Source organism: Deltaproteobacteria bacterium (assembly GCA_035063765.1).
Classification (GTDB): domain Bacteria; phylum Myxococcota_A; class UBA9160; order UBA9160; family PR03; genus CAADGG01.
The window spans coordinates 179,206-199,633 of the sequence record JAPSFT010000008.1; the positions used below are offsets into that span (position 1 = coordinate 179,206).

Annotated in this window: 15 protein-coding genes; 10 read left to right on the forward strand and 5 right to left on the reverse strand. The window is 73.6% G+C overall.

All coding sequences use genetic code 11. From position 1 onward, the window contains the following. The first annotated feature begins 258 nt into the window (after window positions 1-258). Window positions 259-2,208, forward strand: coding sequence for a cytochrome c nitrite reductase small subunit (gene nrfH, locus OZ948_08470; protein ID MEB2344760.1), 1,950 nt, complete (start codon window positions 259-261; stop codon window positions 2,206-2,208). 42 nt (window positions 2,209-2,250) lie between these two features. On the opposite strand, the gene OZ948_08475 is transcribed toward nrfH, so the two are convergent. The 3 genes from OZ948_08475 to OZ948_08485 form a co-directional block, all read right to left on the reverse strand. After that, on the reverse strand, window positions 2,251-3,855 hold the full coding sequence (locus OZ948_08475; protein ID MEB2344761.1) for an acyl-CoA synthetase: 1,605 nt from the start codon (window positions 3,853-3,855) through the stop codon (window positions 2,251-2,253). Window positions 3,856-3,883: 28 nt separating this feature from the next. After that, window positions 3,884-5,359 carry an MFS transporter gene (locus OZ948_08480; protein ID MEB2344762.1) on the reverse strand — a complete coding sequence of 492 codons (1,476 nt, stop codon included), beginning with the start codon at window positions 5,357-5,359 and terminating at the stop codon, window positions 3,884-3,886. A gap of 862 nt (window positions 5,360-6,221) precedes the next feature. Further along, entirely contained in the window at window positions 6,222-7,049 is an 828-nt protein-coding gene (locus OZ948_08485) for a hypothetical protein (GenBank protein MEB2344763.1), read from the reverse strand. A gap of 341 nt (window positions 7,050-7,390) precedes the next feature. On the opposite strand from OZ948_08485, the gene OZ948_08490 reads away from it, so the two are divergent. From OZ948_08490 to OZ948_08530, 9 genes are read left to right on the forward strand one after another with little or no spacing between them, the layout of a single operon-like run. Beyond that, a complete protein-coding gene (locus OZ948_08490; GenBank protein ID MEB2344764.1) occupies window positions 7,391-7,525 on the forward strand; it encodes a hypothetical protein in 135 nt (44 codons plus the stop codon). Window positions 7,526-7,527: 2 nt separating this feature from the next. Then, the gene (locus OZ948_08495) at window positions 7,528-7,746 is read left to right on the forward strand and encodes a hypothetical protein (GenBank protein MEB2344765.1); all 219 of its coding nucleotides are present in this window, start codon (window positions 7,528-7,530) and stop codon (window positions 7,744-7,746) included. Beyond that, window positions 7,743-8,570 carry a cytochrome c gene (locus tag OZ948_08500; GenBank protein ID MEB2344766.1) on the forward strand — a complete coding sequence of 276 codons (828 nt, stop codon included), beginning with the start codon at window positions 7,743-7,745 and terminating at the stop codon, window positions 8,568-8,570. The genes OZ948_08495 and OZ948_08500 overlap by 4 nt, the downstream gene beginning before the upstream one ends. Beyond that, entirely contained in the window at window positions 8,567-9,934 is a 1,368-nt protein-coding gene (locus tag OZ948_08505; protein MEB2344767.1) for a cbb3-type cytochrome c oxidase subunit I, read from the forward strand. The genes OZ948_08500 and OZ948_08505 overlap by 4 nt, the downstream gene beginning before the upstream one ends. Beyond that, window positions 9,924-10,742 (forward strand): CbbQ/NirQ/NorQ/GpvN family protein, encoded by an 819-nt coding sequence (locus OZ948_08510; GenBank protein MEB2344768.1) that lies wholly within the window; start codon window positions 9,924-9,926, stop codon window positions 10,740-10,742. The genes OZ948_08505 and OZ948_08510 overlap by 11 nt, the downstream gene beginning before the upstream one ends. Window positions 10,743-10,756: 14 nt before the next feature. Continuing rightward, the gene (locus OZ948_08515) at window positions 10,757-12,751 is read left to right on the forward strand and encodes a hypothetical protein (protein ID MEB2344769.1); all 1,995 of its coding nucleotides are present in this window, start codon (window positions 10,757-10,759) and stop codon (window positions 12,749-12,751) included. After that, window positions 12,748-13,965: a TRAM domain-containing protein gene (locus tag OZ948_08520; GenBank protein ID MEB2344770.1), complete on the forward strand. Its 1,218-nt coding sequence runs from the start codon at window positions 12,748-12,750 to the stop codon at window positions 13,963-13,965. The genes OZ948_08515 and OZ948_08520 overlap by 4 nt, the downstream gene beginning before the upstream one ends. A gap of 32 nt (window positions 13,966-13,997) precedes the next feature. Further along, window positions 13,998-14,630, forward strand: coding sequence for a hypothetical protein (locus OZ948_08525; GenBank protein MEB2344771.1), 633 nt, complete (start codon window positions 13,998-14,000; stop codon window positions 14,628-14,630). A 16-nt stretch (window positions 14,631-14,646) separates the two neighbouring features. Further along, window positions 14,647-15,651 (forward strand): zinc-dependent alcohol dehydrogenase family protein, encoded by a 1,005-nt coding sequence (locus tag OZ948_08530; protein ID MEB2344772.1) that lies wholly within the window; start codon window positions 14,647-14,649, stop codon window positions 15,649-15,651. Between the two features lie 20 nt (window positions 15,652-15,671). On the opposite strand, the gene OZ948_08535 is transcribed toward OZ948_08530, so the two are convergent. After that, window positions 15,672-18,662 carry a YncE family protein gene (locus OZ948_08535; GenBank protein MEB2344773.1) on the reverse strand — a complete coding sequence of 997 codons (2,991 nt, stop codon included), beginning with the start codon at window positions 18,660-18,662 and terminating at the stop codon, window positions 15,672-15,674. A gap of 114 nt (window positions 18,663-18,776) precedes the next feature. Next, window positions 18,777-20,333: a methylmalonyl-CoA carboxyltransferase gene (locus OZ948_08540; protein MEB2344774.1), complete on the reverse strand. Its 1,557-nt coding sequence runs from the start codon at window positions 20,331-20,333 to the stop codon at window positions 18,777-18,779. Window positions 20,334-20,428 lie beyond the last annotated feature (95 nt).

The window sequence follows — 20,428 nt, forward strand, 5'->3', positions numbered from 1 at the left end:
CTCCTCGGGCGCGCGCGGGACGCGCTCCGAACGACGGCCGAGTCTAGCCGAGACCGGTTTTCGCACGGATCGCCGGCCCCACGGGGATGAACGCCTCGTGACAGGCGTGAACGGACGGGGACGCGTGGCCACCCCGCCCGTCCGGGTGATGCGGCGATCCGGGCTCTCGGGTTGAATCGTCAGCCGCAACGGAGACTTGCCCCGCCCTCTCACGCGCGATCCGCTGCGTCTGCGGCGCCGGCGTGGCAGGTTTGGGGCGTGATCCGGCGGTGGGATCGCTCGTGGCTGGCGGTGGCGGCTCTCGTGGGCGCCGTGGGGGGGCTCGGAGCCTTCACCTTCGGGTACGCCGAGGGGCTCGCGTACCTGAGCGACGACCCCCGCGCCTGCGCGAACTGCCACGTCATGAACGAGCCGTTCGAGGGCTGGCAGAAGGGCCCCCATCACGCGGTCGCCACCTGCAACGACTGCCACGTCCCCCATACCTTCGTCGGCCGGTGGCTGTCGAAGGGGCTGAACGGCTTCCATCACAGCAAGGCCTTCACGCTCCAGGGCTTCCACGAGCCGATCCGGATCACGCCGCGCAACGCCGCGGCGCTCCAGGCCTCCTGTCTCCACTGCCACGGCGACTTCGTGCACGAGATCACCGCCGCGCGCCGGGACGCCGCCGGCGCCGACGAGGTGCGCTGTGTGCACTGTCACCGCAACGCCGGACACGGACCGAGCGAAGGGGAGGGTGGCATGGCCGCTTCGCGTTCTGTTTCCCCCTGGCTCGCCGCCGGCGTGGCGATCGCCGCCGCGGCTGCAGCCGCCGGCATCGCCGCGCTGCTGGTCGACATCGACCGGCGCAAGGCGGAGGCGCGCGATCCCTACCTGAAGCTCGTGCGGGTCGGTGAGGAGACGACCGATCCGGCGCCGTGGGGCACGAACTGGCCGCGCCAGTACGACTCCTACCGCCGCACCGCCGATGCGACCCGGACACGCTACGGCGGCAGCGAGGGCGCGCCGGCCCGGTCGCGACTCGAGAAGGACCCGTGGCTGGTGCGGATGTTCGCGGGCTACGCCTTCGCGCTCGACTTCCGCGAGCGGCGCGGGCACGCCTACATGCTCTACGACCAGGAACAGACCCGACGCATCACCGAGCGCCTGCAGCCCGGCGCGTGTCTGCACTGCCATGCGTCGGTGATCCCGACCTACCGGCGCCTCGGCGCGGGCAACGTGCACGAGGGCTTCGTGGCGCTGGGCAAGCTCCCCTACGCGGAGGCCCACGCCGAGGTGGTCGCGACCGGCTCGATGGACCCCGTCGCGCGCGGCGCGACGCAGGAGTTCGAGCACGTGCCCGGCGCGCACCCGGTGAGCTGCGTCGACTGCCACGATCCGCGTACGATGGCGCTGCGCGTGACGCGCCCTGGCTTCCTCGCGGGCATCGCCGCGCTGGCGGCCGGCTCCGCCCCGGTGCCGCACCTGCCGAGCGTCGGGCGCTGGCGCGCCGGCGACCGCGCGCGCCCCTACGACCCCAACGTCGACGCGTCCCGCCAGGAGCTGCGCTCCTTCGCCTGCGGCCAGTGTCACGTCGAGTACTACTGTGGCCCGAAGCTGACCTTGTTCTTCCCGTGGGCCGAGGGCCTGCGCGTCGAGCAGGTCGAGGCGGTCTACGACGCTACCCGCTTCGACGACGGCCATCGCTTCTACGACTGGCAGCACGCCGAGACCGGCGCCGAGCTGCTGAAGGCACAGCACCCGGAGTTCGAGACCTGGAGCCAGGGCGTCCACGCCCGCGCCGGAGTCGCCTGCGCCGACTGTCACATGCCCTACCAGCGCGAAGGCGCCCTCAAGGTGAGCGACCACTGGGTGCGCAGCCCGCTCCTCAACGTGGCGCGCGCCTGCCAGCCCTGCCATCCGGTGGCGGAGAGCGAGCTCCTGGCGCGCGTCGCCACGATCCAGGACCGCACCGACGCACTGATGGAGCGCGCCGCGGTCGCGCAGATCGACATGCTGGACGCGATCGTCGCCGCCCGGGCTGCGGGCGCCGGCGACACCCGGCTCGGGGAGGTGCTCGAGCTCCAGCGCCGGGCGCAATGGCGGCTCGACTTCGTGAACGCCGAGAACTCCATGGGCTTCCACGCGCCCCAGGAGACGGCGCGTGTGCTGGGTGAGGCGATCGACTACGCGCGCCAGGCACAGCTGCGCGCAGCCGCGCTCGGGCGCTGACCGTCGTGAGCAGGCGCCCTCTTCGCCGGGTGCCCTCGGAGCCTAGCTTCCGAGCGCCAGCGCCTTCGCGCCCTTGTAGTCCGCCTTGCCGTTCGGCGCCCGCAGCGTGGCCTCGCTGAAGACGATCCGCTTCGGGGTCTTGTAGCCGGCGAGCCGCTCGCGCACGTGCGTGCGCAGCTCCTGCTCGCTCGTGCTCCGCCCCGCCTCGAGGCGGACCACGCCGGTCACCGCCTCGCCCCACTTCTCGTCGGGCACTCCGACCACGATCGCGTCGGCGACGGCGGGATGGGTCTTCAGCGCCTCCTCGACCTCCTCGGGGTAGACCTTCTCGCCGGCGGTGTTGATGCACACCGAGCCGCGCCCGTGGAGCACGATCGTGCCGTCGGCGTTGACCGTGCACCAGTCACCGGGGATCGACCAGCGGCGGTCCTGGTAGGTCTTGAAGGTCTCGGCGCTCTTCTTCTCGTCCTTGTAGTAGCCGAGCGGGATCGGGCCGGAGCGGGCGATGAAGCCGGGCTCGCCGCTGCCCGGCTCCACCTCCTTGCCCTCGGGAGTGAACACCTTGCAGTTCGGCCCGATCCGGAACTTGCCGAGCGAAACCGTGCTCGTCTTCGTCGTCAGCTCGACGCCGAAGCCCACCGCCTCGCTCGAGCCGAACGAGTCGTAGAGCAGCGCGTGCGGGATGTGCTCGAGGAGCGCCTGTTTGACGGGCGGGCTCCACATCACGCCCGACGACACCATGAGCAGGAACTTCGACAGGTCCCAGCGGCCCGGATTCTCCTGCAGCGCCTTCAGCATGGGCTTCGCGAAGGCGTCGCCGACGATCGAGCAGGCGTTGACCCCACGCGCCTCGACCGTCGACCAGAGCTCCTCGGCGTCCAGCGCCTTGCTCGCGCTGGTCACGATCGTGCCGCCGCCGCCGAGGGCGTTGAGCGCGGTGAAGAGCCCCGTGCCGTGCATCAGCGGGCAGGCCGGGAGCAGCCGCTGCGCGCGCCCCTCCTGGGCGACGCGCCCGGCGTGCTCGGCCGGGCTCTCGCTCGCCTTCTCGCCGAGCACGACGTTGCCGCCACCGCCGAGCGAGTGGTAGAGCGCGCGGTGCTCCCACATCACGCCCTTCGGCATGCCGGTGGTGCCGCCCGTGTACATGAAGATCAGGTCGGCCGGGTCGCGCCGGACGTCGAGGCGCTCGTCGGTCCCCGCGCCGACGATCTCCTGGTAAGGGATCGCGGATGCGCCTGCCGCGTCGCCGTCCTGGATCTCGATCCATTCCCGGACCTTCGGCAGCCGGTCGCGCACCTTCGCGATCCGGTCGGCGAACTCGGCCTCGTAGACGACGGCGGTGGCGTCGGCGTTGTCGAGCAGGTAGACGAGCTCCTCCTCGCGGTAGCGGTAGTTGACGTTGACCGGGACCAGCCGGGCCTTCAGCGCGGCGAGCAGGGTCTCGATGAACTCGGGCCGGTTGTAGGCGTAGATCGCGAGCTTGTCGTTCGGCTGGTGGCTGCGCGCGAGGTGGCGGGCCAGCGCGTTCGCGTTGCGGTCGAGCTCGCGCCAGGTGCGGGTCGGCCCGGCGACGCCGTGGGCGAGGGCCCGGCGGTCGGGGACGGTGTCGGCGACGAGCTCGAAGAGGTCCGCGAAGTTCCAGTCCATGGGGCGCTTCTCCTCGGATGACCCGGGGTCAGGAACGTAGCGTCGCTTCCGGTTCGCCGCGCCGGCGCGCGGCGAGCCGCTCCTGCACGTCGGCGTAGACCTCGCGGGTCAGGGGGTAGCGCGAGAAGAGCAGGGCGGCGGCGAGGGCGACCAGCAGCGGCATGCCCCCGTACAGGAAGCGGATCCCGCGCAGCGTGCCGGCGCCCTGCTCGCGGCCGGGCGCGAAGCCGATCGCGTCGAGCAGGAGTCCCATCGCGAAGAGCGCCACGGCGGCGCCGATCTTCTGGACCAGCATCCAGATCCCGTAGAAGCCGCCCTCGTGCCGGCGGCCGTGGTGGAGCTCTTCCCACTCGAGGACGTCGGGCCCGATCGCCCCGGGCAGCATCCACAGCCCCAGCGCGCCGGCGCCCACCAGCAGGTTCAGCGCCGGGAACAGGATGCCGAGCTCGCGCGGGATCAGGAAGACGCCGCAGGTCACGACCCCGAGGTACACGAAGGCGAAGACGTAGCCGTGCTTCTTGTCGCGGGAGCGCATCGCCCGCGTCCACAGCGGCGCCGACAGGAAGACCCCCGCGAAGTAGGCCACGATCGTTGCGATGTCGAGGAAGGCGGCGGGTCCGATCCGTGCGATCACGCCACCGAGCGCGGTGCCCTCCAGACCGGTGGCCGTGAAGACGTAGCGGTCGAGGAAGCGGAACACCGAGACCGGTGTGGTGGTGGCGAAGACCGAGGCCGCGTAGCAGACGATCAGGATCCCGGCGGGCCGGTTGCGGAGCGGGAACGACACGATCCGCCGCAGGTTCTCGCCGATCGGCACCCGCGGTCCGGCGGCGTGTGCGGGCCGGTCGCGAACCCCGACCAGCGCGATCACGACACCCACCAGGATCACGAGCGCGATGCCCGAGCCGGCGGTGGCGAAGGTCGCGCGTGGCAGCCAGAGCGCGAGCAGCAGCATCGGCGTGATCGCACCCAGCATGTCGCCGATCATGCCGATCGTGGTGCGCCAGGCAGCGAGGCGGGTGCGCTCGTCGTAGTCCTCGGTCAGGTCCGGCGCCATCGCCTGGTAGGGCGTCTCCACCATGCTGCGGAAGGTCAGGCAGGCCACGAAGGTGACGAGCAGCCAGCCGAAGAGCGCCTCGCCGGTGCGGTCGGGCGGAGCGAAGAGCAGCCAGGTGGCGAGCGCGAGCGGTGGGGCGCCGAGCGCGAGCCAGGGACGGCGCCGGCCCCAGCGATGGCGCGTGTTGTCGGTCAGGTGCCCCATGAGCGGGTCGGAGACGGCGTTGACGGCCTTCGTGATCAGCATCACGAGTCCGAACAGGGCCGGCGGCAGGGCCAGGGTGTCCACGTAGAAGAACGGGAGCTGCGTGGCGACCAGCGTGTTGGAGGCCGACAGCCCGAACTGCGCCGCCGAGTACGCGAGCAGCACCGGGAGCGCGAGGCGCCCGGCGGGCGGCGGGCTCGAGGCGCGCAGGGCGGGGGCCGGACTCGCGGCGGGCGTCGTCACGGGCGGGGACGGTACCCGAAGTGCTCGGCGTGCGGGCCACGGGGTTGCACGTGGCACCGGGGCTGCGGGGGCTCGACAGCGATGTGTGTATAACGATTGGAGGCGCCGCGGCTTCTTCACCGCCTGGCTCCCCGCGCGCGACGCCCCGGCGCCGTTCCGCACGCCCGACCACGCGTTCTGGCGGATTCCGGCGCGGGGGCGCTGCTGGCGCGGCCCCGGACTACGGCGTGAACGGCCCCGTCGGGGCGCGCGAGAAGCAGCTTGTCTCGACCGGCGTTCCGGCGTAGAGTGGACTCGTACCCGGTGCCGGACGCAGGAGATCCGAGGTCCCGCTCTCGCCGGCTGGTCGTCGCGTCGCCGGACGCCGGGTGCCACGAGAGACGTCGGCGAAGCGGGTACAGGCGGGGGAAGCCCTTCCCGAGTCGGGAGCTTCCACTCGACGAGCCCGGAGACCGACGGAGGCGCGGCATCGTTCGCGCGCCGGGAGCGCCGCAAGGCCTGCGCTGCGAGCCCGCATCCCGAGACCCGCAGCGGCGACGAACCGGCGCACGAGCACCCACCTCCCGACGGCGAAGCCGATCGCACGCCCAGCGCCTCGTTCGCAAGCCGGGATGGGCGAAGGAGGGGATGGATGCGAGCCTCGCGGCACCCGACCGACGGTGTCCGGGAGGAACGGCACGCCACTCCGGTCCGGCCACAGGCCCGAGCGCTCCGTCAGAGCTCCGGGAAGGCCCCCGCCACCTCGACCCCGCGAAGCGAGCGCGCAGCGAGCCGAAGGCGAGGAAGGTCCATCCGGCCGCCTCCGTAACGGCTGTCCGCGCGCCGCGAGCCGGCCGCGAGCGCAGCGGGCAGGAGCGACGGGCTACTTGCGCGAAGCCGCGATCACGCTGCGCGCCTCACGGCGCACGCCCGCATCCGGATCGTGTGCAGCCAACGCGGGCAGGCGCGCGAGCCCGGGCGCCGAGCCCGTGGAGTCGACGAGCGTCACCGCCACGCGCCGCACCTCCGCGTCGTCGTGTGCGAGGGCGGCGAGCAACGCCTCGTCGATGCCCTCGAGGCGGAGCTGGACGGCGCTGCGCAGCGCCGTCTCGGCCACCTGCGGGTCGGCGTCGGGATCGCGGATCGCGGCGAGCAGGAGCCGCGCGCCCTCGGGACGCCCGGCGGCGAGCAGCGCGGATACCCGGCGGGCGGGAGTCGGTGCGGCCGGGTCGAGAGCGGCTCGCACGCGCTCGACCGCACGTTCGGACGAGACCGGCAGCAGCGCGGAGCGGGGATCGAGGAGGGCGGCGGCCGCGGCCTCGCGCAAGCTCTCCTCCCGGCCGTCGAGCCAGCCCAGGTACACCGCGACGAGGTGGTCGTGGTCGGTGCCGGCGCCCAGCAGGGCGGGCAGCGCGCTGCGCCAGGCGGCAGCGCTGGCGCCGTCGCGCAGGACCACGAGCTCGCGCGCATCGTCGACGAGCACGTAGGGAGAGCGCGCGCCGCGGAGCGGAAGAACCAGGGTGAGCCCGACCGCGTAGGGAATCTCCTGCGATGGCGCGTGCTTGAGCTCGAAGGTCCGCGCTGCTGAGCCGCGCAGGACCGCAGCGTCGCGCAGCGCCACGCGGTCCTCGCGGACGTCCGCGACGGTCGCGATCGCGACGACATCGGCCCCGGCGAGTCGCAGGTGGAGCGGCCGGGGCCCGGCCGGCATCCCATGCTGCGCCGGTGCAGGCCCGTCCGCTGCGAGGAGCGCAGCGAGGACCGCGACGGTCGCAAGCGGACGGCGGACGCGCATCGGGCGGAGGAGCATACGGAAGCGGGTCTGGGTCTGCCCAGCGCCGTGCCGGAGAACGGGTCGCAGCACTTCGACTGTGTTATAGCTGCTCAGTCATGAGGCGAAATGGCGCTTCATGGCTATTTCAGCCTCGTAGACTCGAACGAGGTGACCCGGTGTCACCATCCGCCTCGCGTTGCCCCGGTTCCGGCCAGACCGGCGCTGGGCGCGCCGCGTCCATCGGCTACGCACAGGCGAGCCAAGGAGGAACACGCTGCATGGCCCCGCTCGTCCGCTCCCCGGGTGAACGATGGCTCCGCCTCGGGGCGATCGTGGTCCTGGCCCTGCTCGCGAGCGCCGTGGCGTACGCGGTCGGGATCGGTGTCGTGAACTCCTCGCGCATCGCGGTCTGAGCGTGCGCGACGATCAGGCCATCGTCGCCCTGGTGCTGCTGGCGATCGCGACGGTGCTCTTCGCGCCGCTCGCCGGGCGCAGCGGCTGGCCGGGGCTGGCGACGACGTCGATGCTGGTGGCGGCCGGCTCGGGGGTGGCCGCGTTCGTCCTCGCCGTCGTGGCGACGGTGCGCGCCGGACGGCGCCCGCCGCGTGCCGGGCGGGGTCCGGAGGAGCCGTGACCAAGGCCGATACCCGTCGCTTTTTCGTGTACGGAACCGTATTGTTCACGCTTGCCTTCATCGGGCTCACGGTCGACTCGCACTGGACGGTCGTGCACCGGGAGCACGCGAAGGAGCTGGACGACGAGGTGCGGCGCGGGCTGCGGGTGTGGATGAAGTACAACTGCGAGAACTGCCACACGCTGCTCGGCGAGGGCGCCTACTTCGCCCCCGATCTGACCGAGATCGTCGAACAGCGCGGGGCGGCCTACCTCGCCGCCTTCCTCGAGGACCCGTCGAAGTTCTACTCGGAGGAGCGCCATGGCCGGCTGATGCCGACCCTCGGCCTTTCGAAGCAGGAGACCGGCGACGTGATCGCCTTCCTCGCCTGGGTCGGCGGGATCGACACCCAGGGCTGGCCGCCGCGGCCGATCCGGGTGACCGGCACGCCGGCGGGCCTGCCCGACGCCGGTGCCGCGGTGGCCGCCGCGCCCGGCAGCGACCCGGGGAAGAGAACCTTCGCGGAGGCCGGCTGTGCCGCCTGCCATTCCCTCGAGCCCGGCGTCGAGCTCGTCGGCCCCTCGCTCGCGAGCGTGGCCGTGCACGCGGAGCAGCGCATCCACGACCCCGGGTACCGGGGCCAGGCGCGCGACGCGGAGGCGTACCTGCGCGAGTCGATCGCGGAGCCGAGCGTCTTCATCGCGCCACCCCGGGCCAAGCATGCGACACCGGAGGGGGTCTCCTACATGCCCTCCGTCTACTCCGCGACCCTGAGCCCGCAGGCCACCGAGGACCTCGTCGCCTTCCTGCTGACCCTGCGCCGACCGGAGGAGGCCGCACGATGAGCTTCACGACCCAGCGCATCGCCTATGCCTACTTCCTGGCCGCCGTCGTGCTGTTCGTCCTCCAGGTGACCTTCGGCCTGCTGACCCTCGCCAAGTACCTGGGGCCCGATCCGCTCCTCCACGTGATGCACTTCGCCACCAGCAAGGAGATCCACACCAACCTGCTCCTGGTCTGGTGCCTCACCGGCTTCATGGGCGCCACCTACTACATCGTGCCCGAGGAGTCGCGCACCGAGATCTGGAGCCCGCGGCTCGCCTACGCGCAGCTCGCCCTCTGGCTCGCGATCGGGGTGGTGACGGTGGTCGGCTACCTGTTCGGCATCACCGAGGGCCGCAAGCTCCTCGAGATGCCGTTCCCGCTGAAGCTCGGCGTGGTGGTCGTGATGGGGATGTTCCTGCTCAACATCCTGATGACGGTCCGCAAGGCCGGCCGCTGGACCACGACGGAGGCCGTGCTGATCGGGGGGCTCGCCTCGACGGCGTTGCTCTTCGTTCCGGCCCTGATCCACTTCGACCACTACACGCTCGACCGCTACTACCGCTGGTGGGTGGTGCACCTGTGGGTCGAGGGCGTCTGGATGCTGATCCTGGCGGCCATCCTCGCCTATCTCCTGATCCGGCTCTCGGGTGCCGACCGCGAGGTGATGGAGAAGTGGCTCTACGTGATCGTCGGGCTCACCTTCATCTCCGGGATCCTGGGCACCGGGCACCACTACTACTGGATCGGCGTGCCGGGGTACTGGCTGTGGGTCGGCGGCTTCTTCGGCGCGCTCGAGCCCCTCGCCCTGTTCGCGATGGCGGCCTACGCCTACAACACCTTCCGCCGCAGCGGCGTCGAGCACCCGAACGCCATTGCGCTGCACTGGACGGTCGGCTCGGCGATCTTCTCGGCGATCGGCGCCGGGATCCTGGGCCTGTCGCACACCTGGCCGCAGGTGAATCGATGGACGCACGGGACCCACGTCACCACGATGCACGGCCACATGGCCTTCTTCGGCGCCTACGCGATGATCAACCTGGCGATCTTCAGCTACGCCCTCCCGTACCTCACCGGCCGCAGCGAGGAGGAGGCCCAGACCCGGCTCGGGCTGTGGGCCTTCTGGCTGATGGTGGGCGGCATGTTCGGGATGACGATGGCGCTGGCGGCTGCCGGGATCTCGCAGACCTACCTCGAGCGGATCCTGGGCTTCGGCTACCTCGAGACCCAGCAGCTGATCCAGGTGCACTACCTGATGTGGCTCGGGACCGGCGTGATCTTCGCCGCCGGCGCCGGCTGCTTCCTGTGGAACTTCGTCTCCGCGGGCCTGCCGCGCCCCGTCGCGGCCGAGCGGCCGGCCAGTCTGGCCCGGTCCAGTGTCGTCTAGCCTGCACCGGGTCGAACACGCCGGAGCGGAGCCCTACTACCTTCCGGCGGGCGACGAGATCGCGCTCTTCGAGGCGGCCCATGCCCACCGGCTCCCGGTGCTCCTGAAGGGACCGACCGGCTGCGGCAAGACGCGCTTCGTCCGCCACATGGCGTGGCGGCTCGGACGCCCGGTCGTCACCGTCGCCTGCCACGACGACCTCTCCGCGAGCGACCTGACCGGCCGCTGGCTCGTACGGGGCGGCGAGACCGTCTGGCAGGACGGCCCGCTCACCGCGGCCGCCCGGACGGGGGCGATCTGCTACCTCGACGAGGTGGTGGAGGCACGTCCGGACACGATCGTGGCGATCCACCCGCTCGGCGACGATCGCCGCATCCTGCCGATCGAGAAGACCGGCGAGGTCGTCGAGGCGCATCCCTCCTTCCAGCTCGTGGTCTCCTACAACCCCGGCTACCAGAGCCTCGCCAAGGACCTGAAGCCCTCCACCCGCCAGCGCTTCGTGGCGCTCGAGCTCGACTTCCCGCCGCCCGAGCGCGAGGCCGAGATCGTCCGACACGAGTCGGGCGTCGACGCCGCCACCGCCCGCGAGCTGGTGCGGCTCGGCGGGCGCGTGCGGCGGCTGCGCGAGCAGGGCCTCGTCGAGGGCGCGAGCACACGCCTCCTGGTGCACGCGGCGCGCCTGGTCGAACGGGGCGTCGACCCGCGGCGCGCCTGCGAGGTGGCCGTGGCGGCTCCGCTCTCCGAGGATCCGGACCTGCGGGCCGGCATCGCCGAGCTGATCCGAGCCACCTGGGCCGGCCGCGAGTAGCCGGGGAGGGCGCGGTGGCCGAAGCCGAAGCCGTCCTGCTCGAGGCCGCCGAGCGCGCAACGGCCGCGATGCGAGCGCGCTGGGCGCGCGGGCGCGGGGCCGAGGCGTCCCGCGGCCTCGCGCTCGCGGCGATGCGCCGGTCGCTCCAGGTGCTGGTCGGTGCCTGCTTCGGAATCGAGCCGCCGCTCGTCGCGACCGACGCGCCGCCCCCGCCCGGAGTGCTGGCGCGCCGTCTCGGAGGATTGGCGCCCTGGCGCCGGCGGCCCGCTGCGCCCGCCTTCACCGACGGCGTGCGCATCCACCTGCCGCGCGTGGTCACGCTCGAGCACGGTGAGGCGCACGCGCGCGCGCTGCTGCGCGCGACGGCCCTCGGACTCGCCGGCCGGATCGTCCGCGGCTCGCCGTCCTGGTGCCCGCGCGAGCCGCTCGCGCGCGATCTCTTCTGGATCGCCGACGGAGCGGCCTGCGAGCGCTGGCTCGCCGCGGAGCTGCCCGGGCTCGCCCCCGAGCTCTCGCGGCTCCGCCGCTCGGCCCTCGCCGCGCGGCCCGCATGGAACGAGCTCCGGCCGGCCGAGTGCCGGGTCGAGGCCTTCGCCCGGAGCCTCCTGCAGGGTGACGTCTCCGTGCTCGGTGGAGCGGTCGCCCCGGCCTCCCTCGCCGGCTGGGCAAAGGAGCGGGCGGCGCGCGAGCCCGGGGCCGCGCGCTACCGCGGCCTGGCGCCGGTGGCGCACTGGGGCAGCGCGCGTCCCGAGCTCGCTGCGGATCCGGCGAGGCGCGACACGGCAACGCTCTCGGGGGTCGACGGAGATCGTCTCGGCCGGCCCCCCAGCCAGCGCCTCGAACGGCGCATCGAGCCCCGCCTCGAGGAGGACCGCGAGGACGGCGCCTCCCCGATCCTGCTCGCCTCCGAAGACGGTCACCTGGCCGTCCAGGATCCGGCCGGCCTGCGCCGCCCGCGCGACCGGGACCGCGAGGCGGCCGAGCTCGAGACCCTCGCCGGGGAGCTCGCGCGCCTGCCCGAGCTGGCGCGGGTGCGCGAGCCCGGCCCGGTCGCCGAGATCCTGGCCGACGACGAAGCAACGCCCGCCACCGGGGCCGGTGCGGCCGAGCGGCCGCCCGATGGCATCGTCTACCCCGAATGGGACTGGCGGGCCCGCGCCTACCGGCCCGCGTACTGCGTCGTGCGCGAAGCGGCAGCGCCCGACGGCGACCCGGCCTGGATCGAGGCGGCCCGGCGCGAGCACGCGGCCCTCTTCGTGCGGGTCCGGCGCCTGTTCGACGCGCTGCGCCCGCGCCGCGAGCGCCAGCGCCGCCGGCTCGACGGCGACGATCTCGACCTCGACGCCGTCGTCGCCGATCACGCCGACCGCCGCGCCGGCCTGGCCGGATCCGATCGCCTCTACACGGCACAGCATCCGAACCGGCGCGACGTCGCGGTCTCCTTCCTGGTCGACGCGAGCGGCTCCACCGAAAGCCGCCTCGCCGGTGGGCGCAGCGTGCTCGAGGTCGCGCAGGCGGCCACGCTCGTGCTCGGCGAGGCGCTTCGCGTGCTCGGCGACCGCCACGCGATCCACGCCTTCTCGGGCGCGGGGGCCCGCGGCGTCCGCGTGCTGCGGATCAAGGGCTTCGGCGAGGAGCCGGGCGTCGCGGCGCTGCGCATCGCCGGCCTCGCGCCGGACCGCTTCACGAGGCTCGGCGCCCCGCTGCGCCACCTCAGCGCCGCGCTGGCGGGCGAGGGCGTGCGCCGCCGGCTCCTGCTGCTGCTCTCCGATGGCAAGCCGAACGACGAGGACGAGTACGAGGGCCGCTATGGGGTCGAGGACACGCGCCAGGCCGTCGTCGAGGCGCGCGCGCTCGGCATCGACGTCTTCTGCCTCACCATCGACCGGGACGGCTCGAGCTACCTGCCGCGCATGTTCGGGCCCCGGGGCTACGCGGTGCTCTCCGACGTCCGCCAGCTCCCGGAGCGGCTCGTGGACCTGTACCGGCGCCTCACCGTGCGCGTGTGACCGGGCCGCCCGCCGTCGAGCTCGTGATCGAGTCGCTGGCGGCCGGCGGCGACGGGGTCGGTCGCGCGCCGGACGGGCGCGTCGTGTTCGTGCCGCTCGCCGCGCCCGGCGATCGCGTGCGGGTGCGTCTCGTCGAGGAAAGGCCCCGCTTCGCGCGCGGCGAGATCGAGGCGCTGCTCGCGCCCGGGCCCGGGCGCGTCGAGCCGCGCTGCCCCGTGTTCGGGGTCTGCGGCGGCTGCGCGTGGCAGCACCTCGCCTACGCGGCGCAGGTCGAGGCGAAGCACGCGATCGTGCGCGCCGCGTTCGAGCGCATCGCCGGCCTCGCGGAGCTGCCGCCGCTCGGCTTCACCCCCTCGCCGGCGCCCTACGGATACCGCGGGCGGGCGCGGGTCCGCGTCGAGCGCGGCGCGGTCGGGTTCCGGCGCCGGCGCTCGCACGCGCTGTGCGCCGTCACGGGCTGTCCGCTGCTCGCGCCGCCGCTCGGCGCGGCGCTCGCCGCGCTGGCCGCGGCGCCGCCGAAGCCGGCCGGGGACTGGGAGCTCGCGCTCGGCGAGGGCGGCGCCGTGCGCGCGGCGCCGCTCGCCGCTCGCCCCGGAGCCCTGGCCGGCGAGCGCCTCGCGCTGCGCGCCGGAAGCGAGCGCCTCGAGCTCTCGCCGGGCGTCTTCGCGCAGGCCAACGCGCTCCTCCTCGACGCGCTCGCGGGAGCGGTGCTCGGCGCCGCGGGCGCGGGGGCTTCGGCGCTCGAGCTCTACGCGGGGGCCGGCTTCTTCACCCTCGGGCTCGCCCGCCGCTTCGAGCGCGTCGTCGCGCTGGAGTCGGATCCGGCGGCGGCGCGCGACCTCGCGCGCAACGCCGCGGCCGCGGCCGGCGGCGGCCCGCGGCGCGTGCGCGTCGTCGAGGCCCGGGTCGAGCCGTGGCTCGCGGCCGGTGAGGCGCTCGCCCTCGCACCCGAGGTCGTGGTCCTCGATCCGCCGCGGGGCGGGGTCGGACCTGCCGCCGCCGAGGCCCTCGCCCGGCTTTCGGCCCGCCGGCTCGTGCACCTTTCCTGCGACCCCGCAACCCTCGCCCGCGACGTGGCCGTCCTCGCCGAGCGCGGCTGGCGGCTCGCCTCGCTGCACGGCTTCGATCTCTTTCCGCAGACGCCGCACGTCGAGACCTTGGCGGTCCTCGTGCCCCCAGGTGCTACGCTGGCCTCGTCTCCTGCCCCTCCGTAGCGCTGCGACCTCCGGCGGCAGAGGCTCGAACGGTGGCTGCGTCGTCGCCCGCGGAATCGTCCTTCGTCCTCTACGTGGAAGGCCCCCGGGATCGTGGTCTGCTCGAGGCATGGGCCTTCGGGGTCGCGCCGCCGCTCGCGCGGGCGCTGCCCGCGGTCACCGTGATCCTGGGCGGCTGCCAGCCGCTGCGCGCCGCCGAGCACTTCCGCGGGGTGCGCGCCCGCCGCCGCCAGGCGCGCGCCCTCTGCGTCCTCGACCGCGACATCGAGCAGCGCCCGCCGCCCGAGCGCGCCCGCGAGCCGGGCCTCGAGTTCTTCACCTGGAGCCGGCGCCACATCGAGAGCTACCTGCTGGTGCCCGAGGCGATCTGCCGCGTGGCCCGCGTGACGCCCGAGGAGCCGCGCGTCGCGCGCTGGTTCGAGCGCGCGCTGCCGGCGCCCGACGACGAGCAGGCCTTCGCGGAGCTCGACGCGAAGGGACTCTTCGCGCACCACGGTGCCCTCCAGCAGCTCCTCGGCCGGCCCGTGCGGCCGGCCCAGGTCGCGCGCGCGATGCGCCGCGAGGAGCTGCACCCCGACGTGGGCGCGCTGCTCGAGCGGCTGCGCGCGATCCTGGGCCTCCGCGAGCCGGCGAGCGCCGTGCGCCGCCCGCTGCGCCCGGTGTAGCGCCGCCGTGCGCGCGATGCGGCTCGGGCGCGCGGCTCCGATCGAGACCGGGCCGCTCGTGCTCGCCGACCTCGAGCCGCCCGAGCCCGGCCCGGACGAGCTGCTCGTGCGGGTCGAGGTGTGCGGCGTCTGCCGCACCGACCTGCACGTCGTCGAGGGCGATCTCCCGGCGCGGCGCGCGAGCGTGACCCCGGGCCACCAGGCCGTCGGGAGGGTCGAGCGTCTGGGGCCGGGCGTCATGGCGCCCGGGGTCGGGGCGCGCGTCGGGGTCGCCTGGCTCCACCGTGCGTGCGGCGCCTGCCGCTTCTGCGCGCGCGGCGACGAGAACCTGTGCCTCGAGCCTCGCTTCACGGGCTGGGACGTGGACGGGGGCTACGCCGAGCTCGTGGTCGCCCCCGCGGCCTTCGTCTACGAGCTGCCCGAGACGCTACCGGCTGCGCAGGCAGCTCCGCTCCTGTGCGCGGGCATCATCGGCTACCGCGCATTCCGGCGCTCCCGGGCGGGACCGGGCGCGCGCCTCGGGCTCTTCGGCTTCGGCGCGTCGGCGCACATCACGATCCAGGTGGCGCGCCATGCCGGCTGCGAGGTGTACGTCTTCAGCCGCGGCGGCCCCGACGACCCGCGGGCGGCGCTCGCCCGCCAGCTCGGGGCGAGCTGGGTCGGCGACTCCTTCGCCGCGCCCCCGGCGCCGCTCGACGCCGCGATCCTGTTCGCGCCGGCCGGCGGGCTCGTGCCGGCGGCGCTCGAGCGGCTCGATCGCGGTGGCACCCTGGCGGTCGCCGGGATCCATCTCTCCGACGTCCCCGTGCTCGACTACCAGCGGCACCTCTTCCAGGAGCGCACGCTCACCTCCGTCACCGCCAACACGCGCGCCGACGGCCGCGCCCTGCTGCGCCTCGCCGCCGAGGTCCCGATCCGCACCCACGTGCACAGCTACCCGCTCGCGGCCGCGAACCAGGCGCTGGCAGACCTGAAGCACGATCGCATCCGCGGCGCCGCCGTCCTCGAAACGGGGATCTGAAGCGGCGCGGTCCTCCCGGCTCAGCGGCAGTTCGAGATCGCCCCCGAGCAGACCGGCAGCTCGACGCTGAGCAGCGACATCGGGTTCTGCACCTGGAGCAGGTGCAGGCCGTTCGACAGGCTCGCGTTGGCGAGGTCGATCGTGATCTGCTGGCTGCTGCAGTAGGGCGTGAAGCTCCCGCCCACGCAGCTGATCGTGCCCGCCACCGGCGCGCCGTCGATGAAGATCGTGGCGTCGCTCCGCACGTCGATGCCGACGAGCTGCATCGGGTCGGCACCCGGCAGGAACGGGATCGCCGGGTTCGTCCCGCTCGTCCCGTTGGCGGTGGTGGTCAGCGAGAGCAGCGGCTGGCGATAGGCGTCGCTGCCGAAGTGGGCCGAGAGCGCCGCCGTCAGCATCAGGTTCAGCGTGCCTGCCTGGGCCTCGGAGACGAGCTGCCCCTGGGTGCGGATCAGGCTGTCGTCGCCGTTGCGGTAGTCGTTGGTGGCGGCGCGATAGCTGAGCGTGACCGCAGCGCCGTTGCGGCGGCCGACGCCGCGTAGGTTCGCCGAGCCGCGCTCGTCGGCGGCCTCGAGCGCATCGAGCACGTCGAGCGTCGCGGCGAGCGTGGGCCCGGCGGCCGTGGTCTGCTGGTTGAGCTGCACCTGCTTCCCGAGCGCTCCCGAGTACCCGACGCTCGCCTCCTCGAACATCTGGAACATCGGCTCGGCGCCGCTTCCGTAGACGGGCTGGAAGATCACGAAGGCGGCCTGGAAGCTGGTCTCCTCCTCGTAGCCCCGGGCCGGATCCCAGGTGAAGCGCGAGCTTGCCGGGCCGGGATAGTTCAGGGTGACGCCCTGCAGGCTGAGGGTCTGGGGTTCGGATCCGAAGACCAGCGACTCCTCCGAGGTCGTGATGCCGACCGAGAAGTTGACGAAGCGGTCGGTCATGCCGCGCATCGTCGGTGCGTCGAAGCCGGCCAGGGTGGACGAGTTGGTGTCGGCCCCGAGCGGCAGGGCGTGGCAGCCCGAGTCCATGTCGGCGCAGGTCACGACGCCGAGCACGTCACCGGCGTCGCCGGGGAAGCCGGCCGCGGCGTCGACGAAGAAGTCCCCGAAGCCGTCCACGGCCTGACCGCTCATCGTGTCGTCGATCCGGCGCGAGCGCGGCGGCGGGTACACCGCCGCGGCGAGGAAGTGCGCCATGTCGTCGCGCTCCTGGACGCTCAGCTCCCCGGGGCTCCCCGACGGTCCGACGTCGCAGCCGCCGGTCTGGTCGCACATCACGCCTGCGAGGCTCTCGTTGGCGAGATCCACGAAGCAGTCGTGGTCGCCGTCGCTGTCGCCGAGCACGCAGTCGCTGCCGCCGTTGCCGCCGCCCCCCACGGCGCCGTTCGAGCCGCCGAAGGGATCGCCGAGCGTGCCGTCCCAGTGCAGCGGCAGGGTGTTGCGCAGCCCCCGGATCGGCATCGTCGAACGCACCTCGGCGTCGCCGGTGCAGGCGCCGAAGAAGCAGGCGCCGCCGATCCGCCACAGGAGCTGGTCGGTGTGCGAGTCGGGGTGGCAGCTCTCGCAGGAGAAGGTGCCGCTCGAGGAGGCGAAGGCGTTGGCGAAGGCGATCCGCCCGCGACGGACCGCGGCGGGCGTGGGATCCGCCCCGACGGGGATCTTCGACATCGCAACCGGCACGGCCGGGTTGGAGACGTTCACGACCGAGACGGTGTTCTCGAGCGTGTTGAGCACGTAGGCGGTCTGGGGCGCCCCGCCGGGGCTCGAGCGGAGCGCGATGCCCTTCGGGATCTGCTGGCCGAAGGCCGCCGGCACGCCGTGGCTCAGGTCGAAGCGGCCGATCACGGCGCCGGTGCTCGCGTTCATCGTGAACAGCCGGCTGCTGCCCATCGCGACTCCGACCACCGTCGAGTTGTCGTTGCTGATCGCGATCCCGTAGGGCGTCGCGAGCTGGGTGCCGTCGGCCGGGAAGGCGGGCGGCGGCGCGGCGGCCTCGAGGTCGAAGACCGCGGGCGTACCGCAGCTGCCGCCGCCGCAGGAGACGCGCGTCACCTGGTTGAAGAACATCCGGTTGTCGAGGTCGATCAGGTTGGTGCCGGTCTGGCCGTTCACGTCGTTGCGCGCCTCGGTCCCGCTCACGAACGCGTTGCCGTTGCCGTCCACGGCCAGGCCGTAGAGCAGCGTCCCGACGCCCGTCACGACGTCGAACTCGGACTCGTTGCTGGTGTCGAAGACGAAGAGATCGCGATCCGGGACGTCGGGGTCGGCCACGATCTCGACCGGCTCGCCCGGGATGTTCGGGCTCGTGACGACGAAGGTCACGATGTCGTTGGCGTCGAGCGTGCACTGCGAGCCGGAGGGGCCGGGGGGTACCTCCGGGCAGACCGACAGCTCGGTCTGGTTCGACGACTCGAAGGCCGCGACGTAGAGCTTGCCGCCCCGCACCGCGATCGCCCGCGGCTCCTGGGCGGTGATCCGGATCCGCTTCGTGACCTTGTAGGTGGTTGCGTCGACGACCGCGATGTCGTTGCGCGAGGAGAGCGCGACGTAGGCCTTGCTGTTGCTCGCGAAGGCGATGCCCACCGGCTCGTCGAACTGCGACACGCCGTTGCTGTCGATGTCCTGGATGGTCTGGATCACCGTGAGATAGGACGGGCTCGCCGGGTTCACGTCCACCACGCTCACCGAGTCCGACACGTGGTTCGTCACCCAGAGCTGGTTGCCGTCGGGTTTGAGCGCGACGCCGACCGGCTCGACGCCCACCTCCACCGTCGCGAGGAGGTTCGGGCTCGCGGTCGGGATCACGCTCACCGTGTTGCTCGTGGTGTTGGCCACGTAGAGCGTGTTGCCGTCGGCCGACAACGTGATCGGGTTGGCCTGCGGGCTCGTGAAGTCGAGGTGGCCCGGCAGCTCGTGGGTGGTGCTGCCGCAGTCGGCGCCGAGCGATGCCAGCGCGCCGAGGGCGGCGCAGGGGAGCCACAGGAGCCTGCGCGCGAACCTGCCTCGGGACGGACGGGAAGCCATGGGCGACACCTCTCACGGGGGCGGTCGGGCGCCAGGGCGGGATCCCGACCGCGGGTTCGACCGCGCAGTCTACACCGGGCCGGTTCCGCCACGAGCGGAAATCTTCGGGTTCCCTCAGGGGCGGGTCGTTCGGGCCCTGGAACCGAGCCGGCCGGGCAGGAGCTGCCAGGCCTGGCGGGCCCACTCGACCAGGAGCGGCCGGGTGTCGCGCGGGTCGATGATCTCCTCGATCCCGAAGGCCTCGGCCGTGAGCAGCGGCGAGCGCAGCGACGCGAGCCGGGCCTCGAGCTCGGCCCGCAGCGCCTCCGGGTCCGGGGCGGCCTCGAGCTGGCGACGGTACGCGGCCTCGACCCCGCCCTCGATCGGCAGCGAGCCCCACTCGGCGCTCGGCCAGGCGTAGCGGAGGTTCAGCCGGTGGTGGGCGCCGTGCCCGGCGCCGGCCACGCCGAAGCAGCGTCGCACCAGCACCGAGCACCAGGGCACGCTCGCCTGGTAGACCGCGAAGAGCGCGCGCACGCCGTGGCGGATCGTCCCGCGCCGCTCGCTCTCGACCCCGATCTCGAAGCCCGGGTTGTCGACGAAGTTCACGACCGGCAGGTGGAAGGTGTCGCACAGGTCCACGAAGCGGGTGAGCTTTGCCGCGGCGTCGGCGTCCATCGCGGCGCCCTTCTGGCGCGGGTCGTTGGCGAGGACCCCGACCGGGATCCCGTCGAGCCGCGCGAGCGCCGTCACGAGCGGGCGCCCGAAGTGGCGGCCCATCTCGAAGAGCGAGCCGCGGTCGGCGACCAGCTCGACGAGCCGGCGCACGTCGTGCGGGCGGCGCCGCTCGCGCGGCACGATCGAGAGCAGGGCCTCCTCGCGCCGATCGGGATCGTCGCTGGCCTCCGTGCGGGGCGGCAGCTCGTAGACGGAGGAGGGCAGGTAGGAGAGGAAGCGGCGGATCTGGGCGAGCGCCTCGTCCTCGCTCAGGGCCTCGTTGTCGACCGCGCCGCTGCCGCGCTGCAGCGCGGCGCCGCCGAGCTCCTCCTTCGTCACCTCGCGCCCGAGCGCTCGCCGCACCACCGGCGGACCCGCCACGAACACCTGGCTCGTGCCCCGCACCATGACCGAGAAGTGCGACGCCGCCACGCGTGCCGCGCCGAGTCCTGCCACCGGCCCGAGCGCCGCCGCCGCGACGGGAACGGTCGCGAGCAGCTCGACCGACACGTCGAAGTCGGGGATGTAGGGCACATAGGAGCGGCGCAAGGTCGCGTTGGTCTTGACCGAGCCCCCGCCGCCCGTCCCGTCGACGAGCCGCACGAGCGGCAGGCGCAGGTCGCGCGCCGCCTTCTCCGCCCAGCCCATCTTGTTGCCGATCGCCCCGTCGGCGGCGCCGCCGCGCACCGTGAAGTCGTCGCCGCCGACCACGACCGGGCGCCCCTCGATGCGACCGCGCCCGCACACGAAGTTGGAGGGCGTGAACGAGCGGAGCTTCCCGTCCTCGCCGTACTCGGCGCGGCCGGCGAGGACCCCGGTCTCGTGGAAGCTCCCGGGGTCGAGGAGCCGCGCGATGCGCTCGCGCACCGTGAGCCGGCCCGCCGCCCGGGCGCGCGCGACCCGCTCGGCGCCACCCATCTCGCGGGCCCGCTCGGCGCGCCGCGCGAGCTCCTCCAGCTCGGGCTTCCAGGTCATCGTGGGAACGGTAGCTTCCCGTGCCGGGCGCCCGCGTGTTCGCTGCGCTCGGCCTGCTGGCCTCACGGCGGCGCCCGCGGCGGCCGATCCGTACG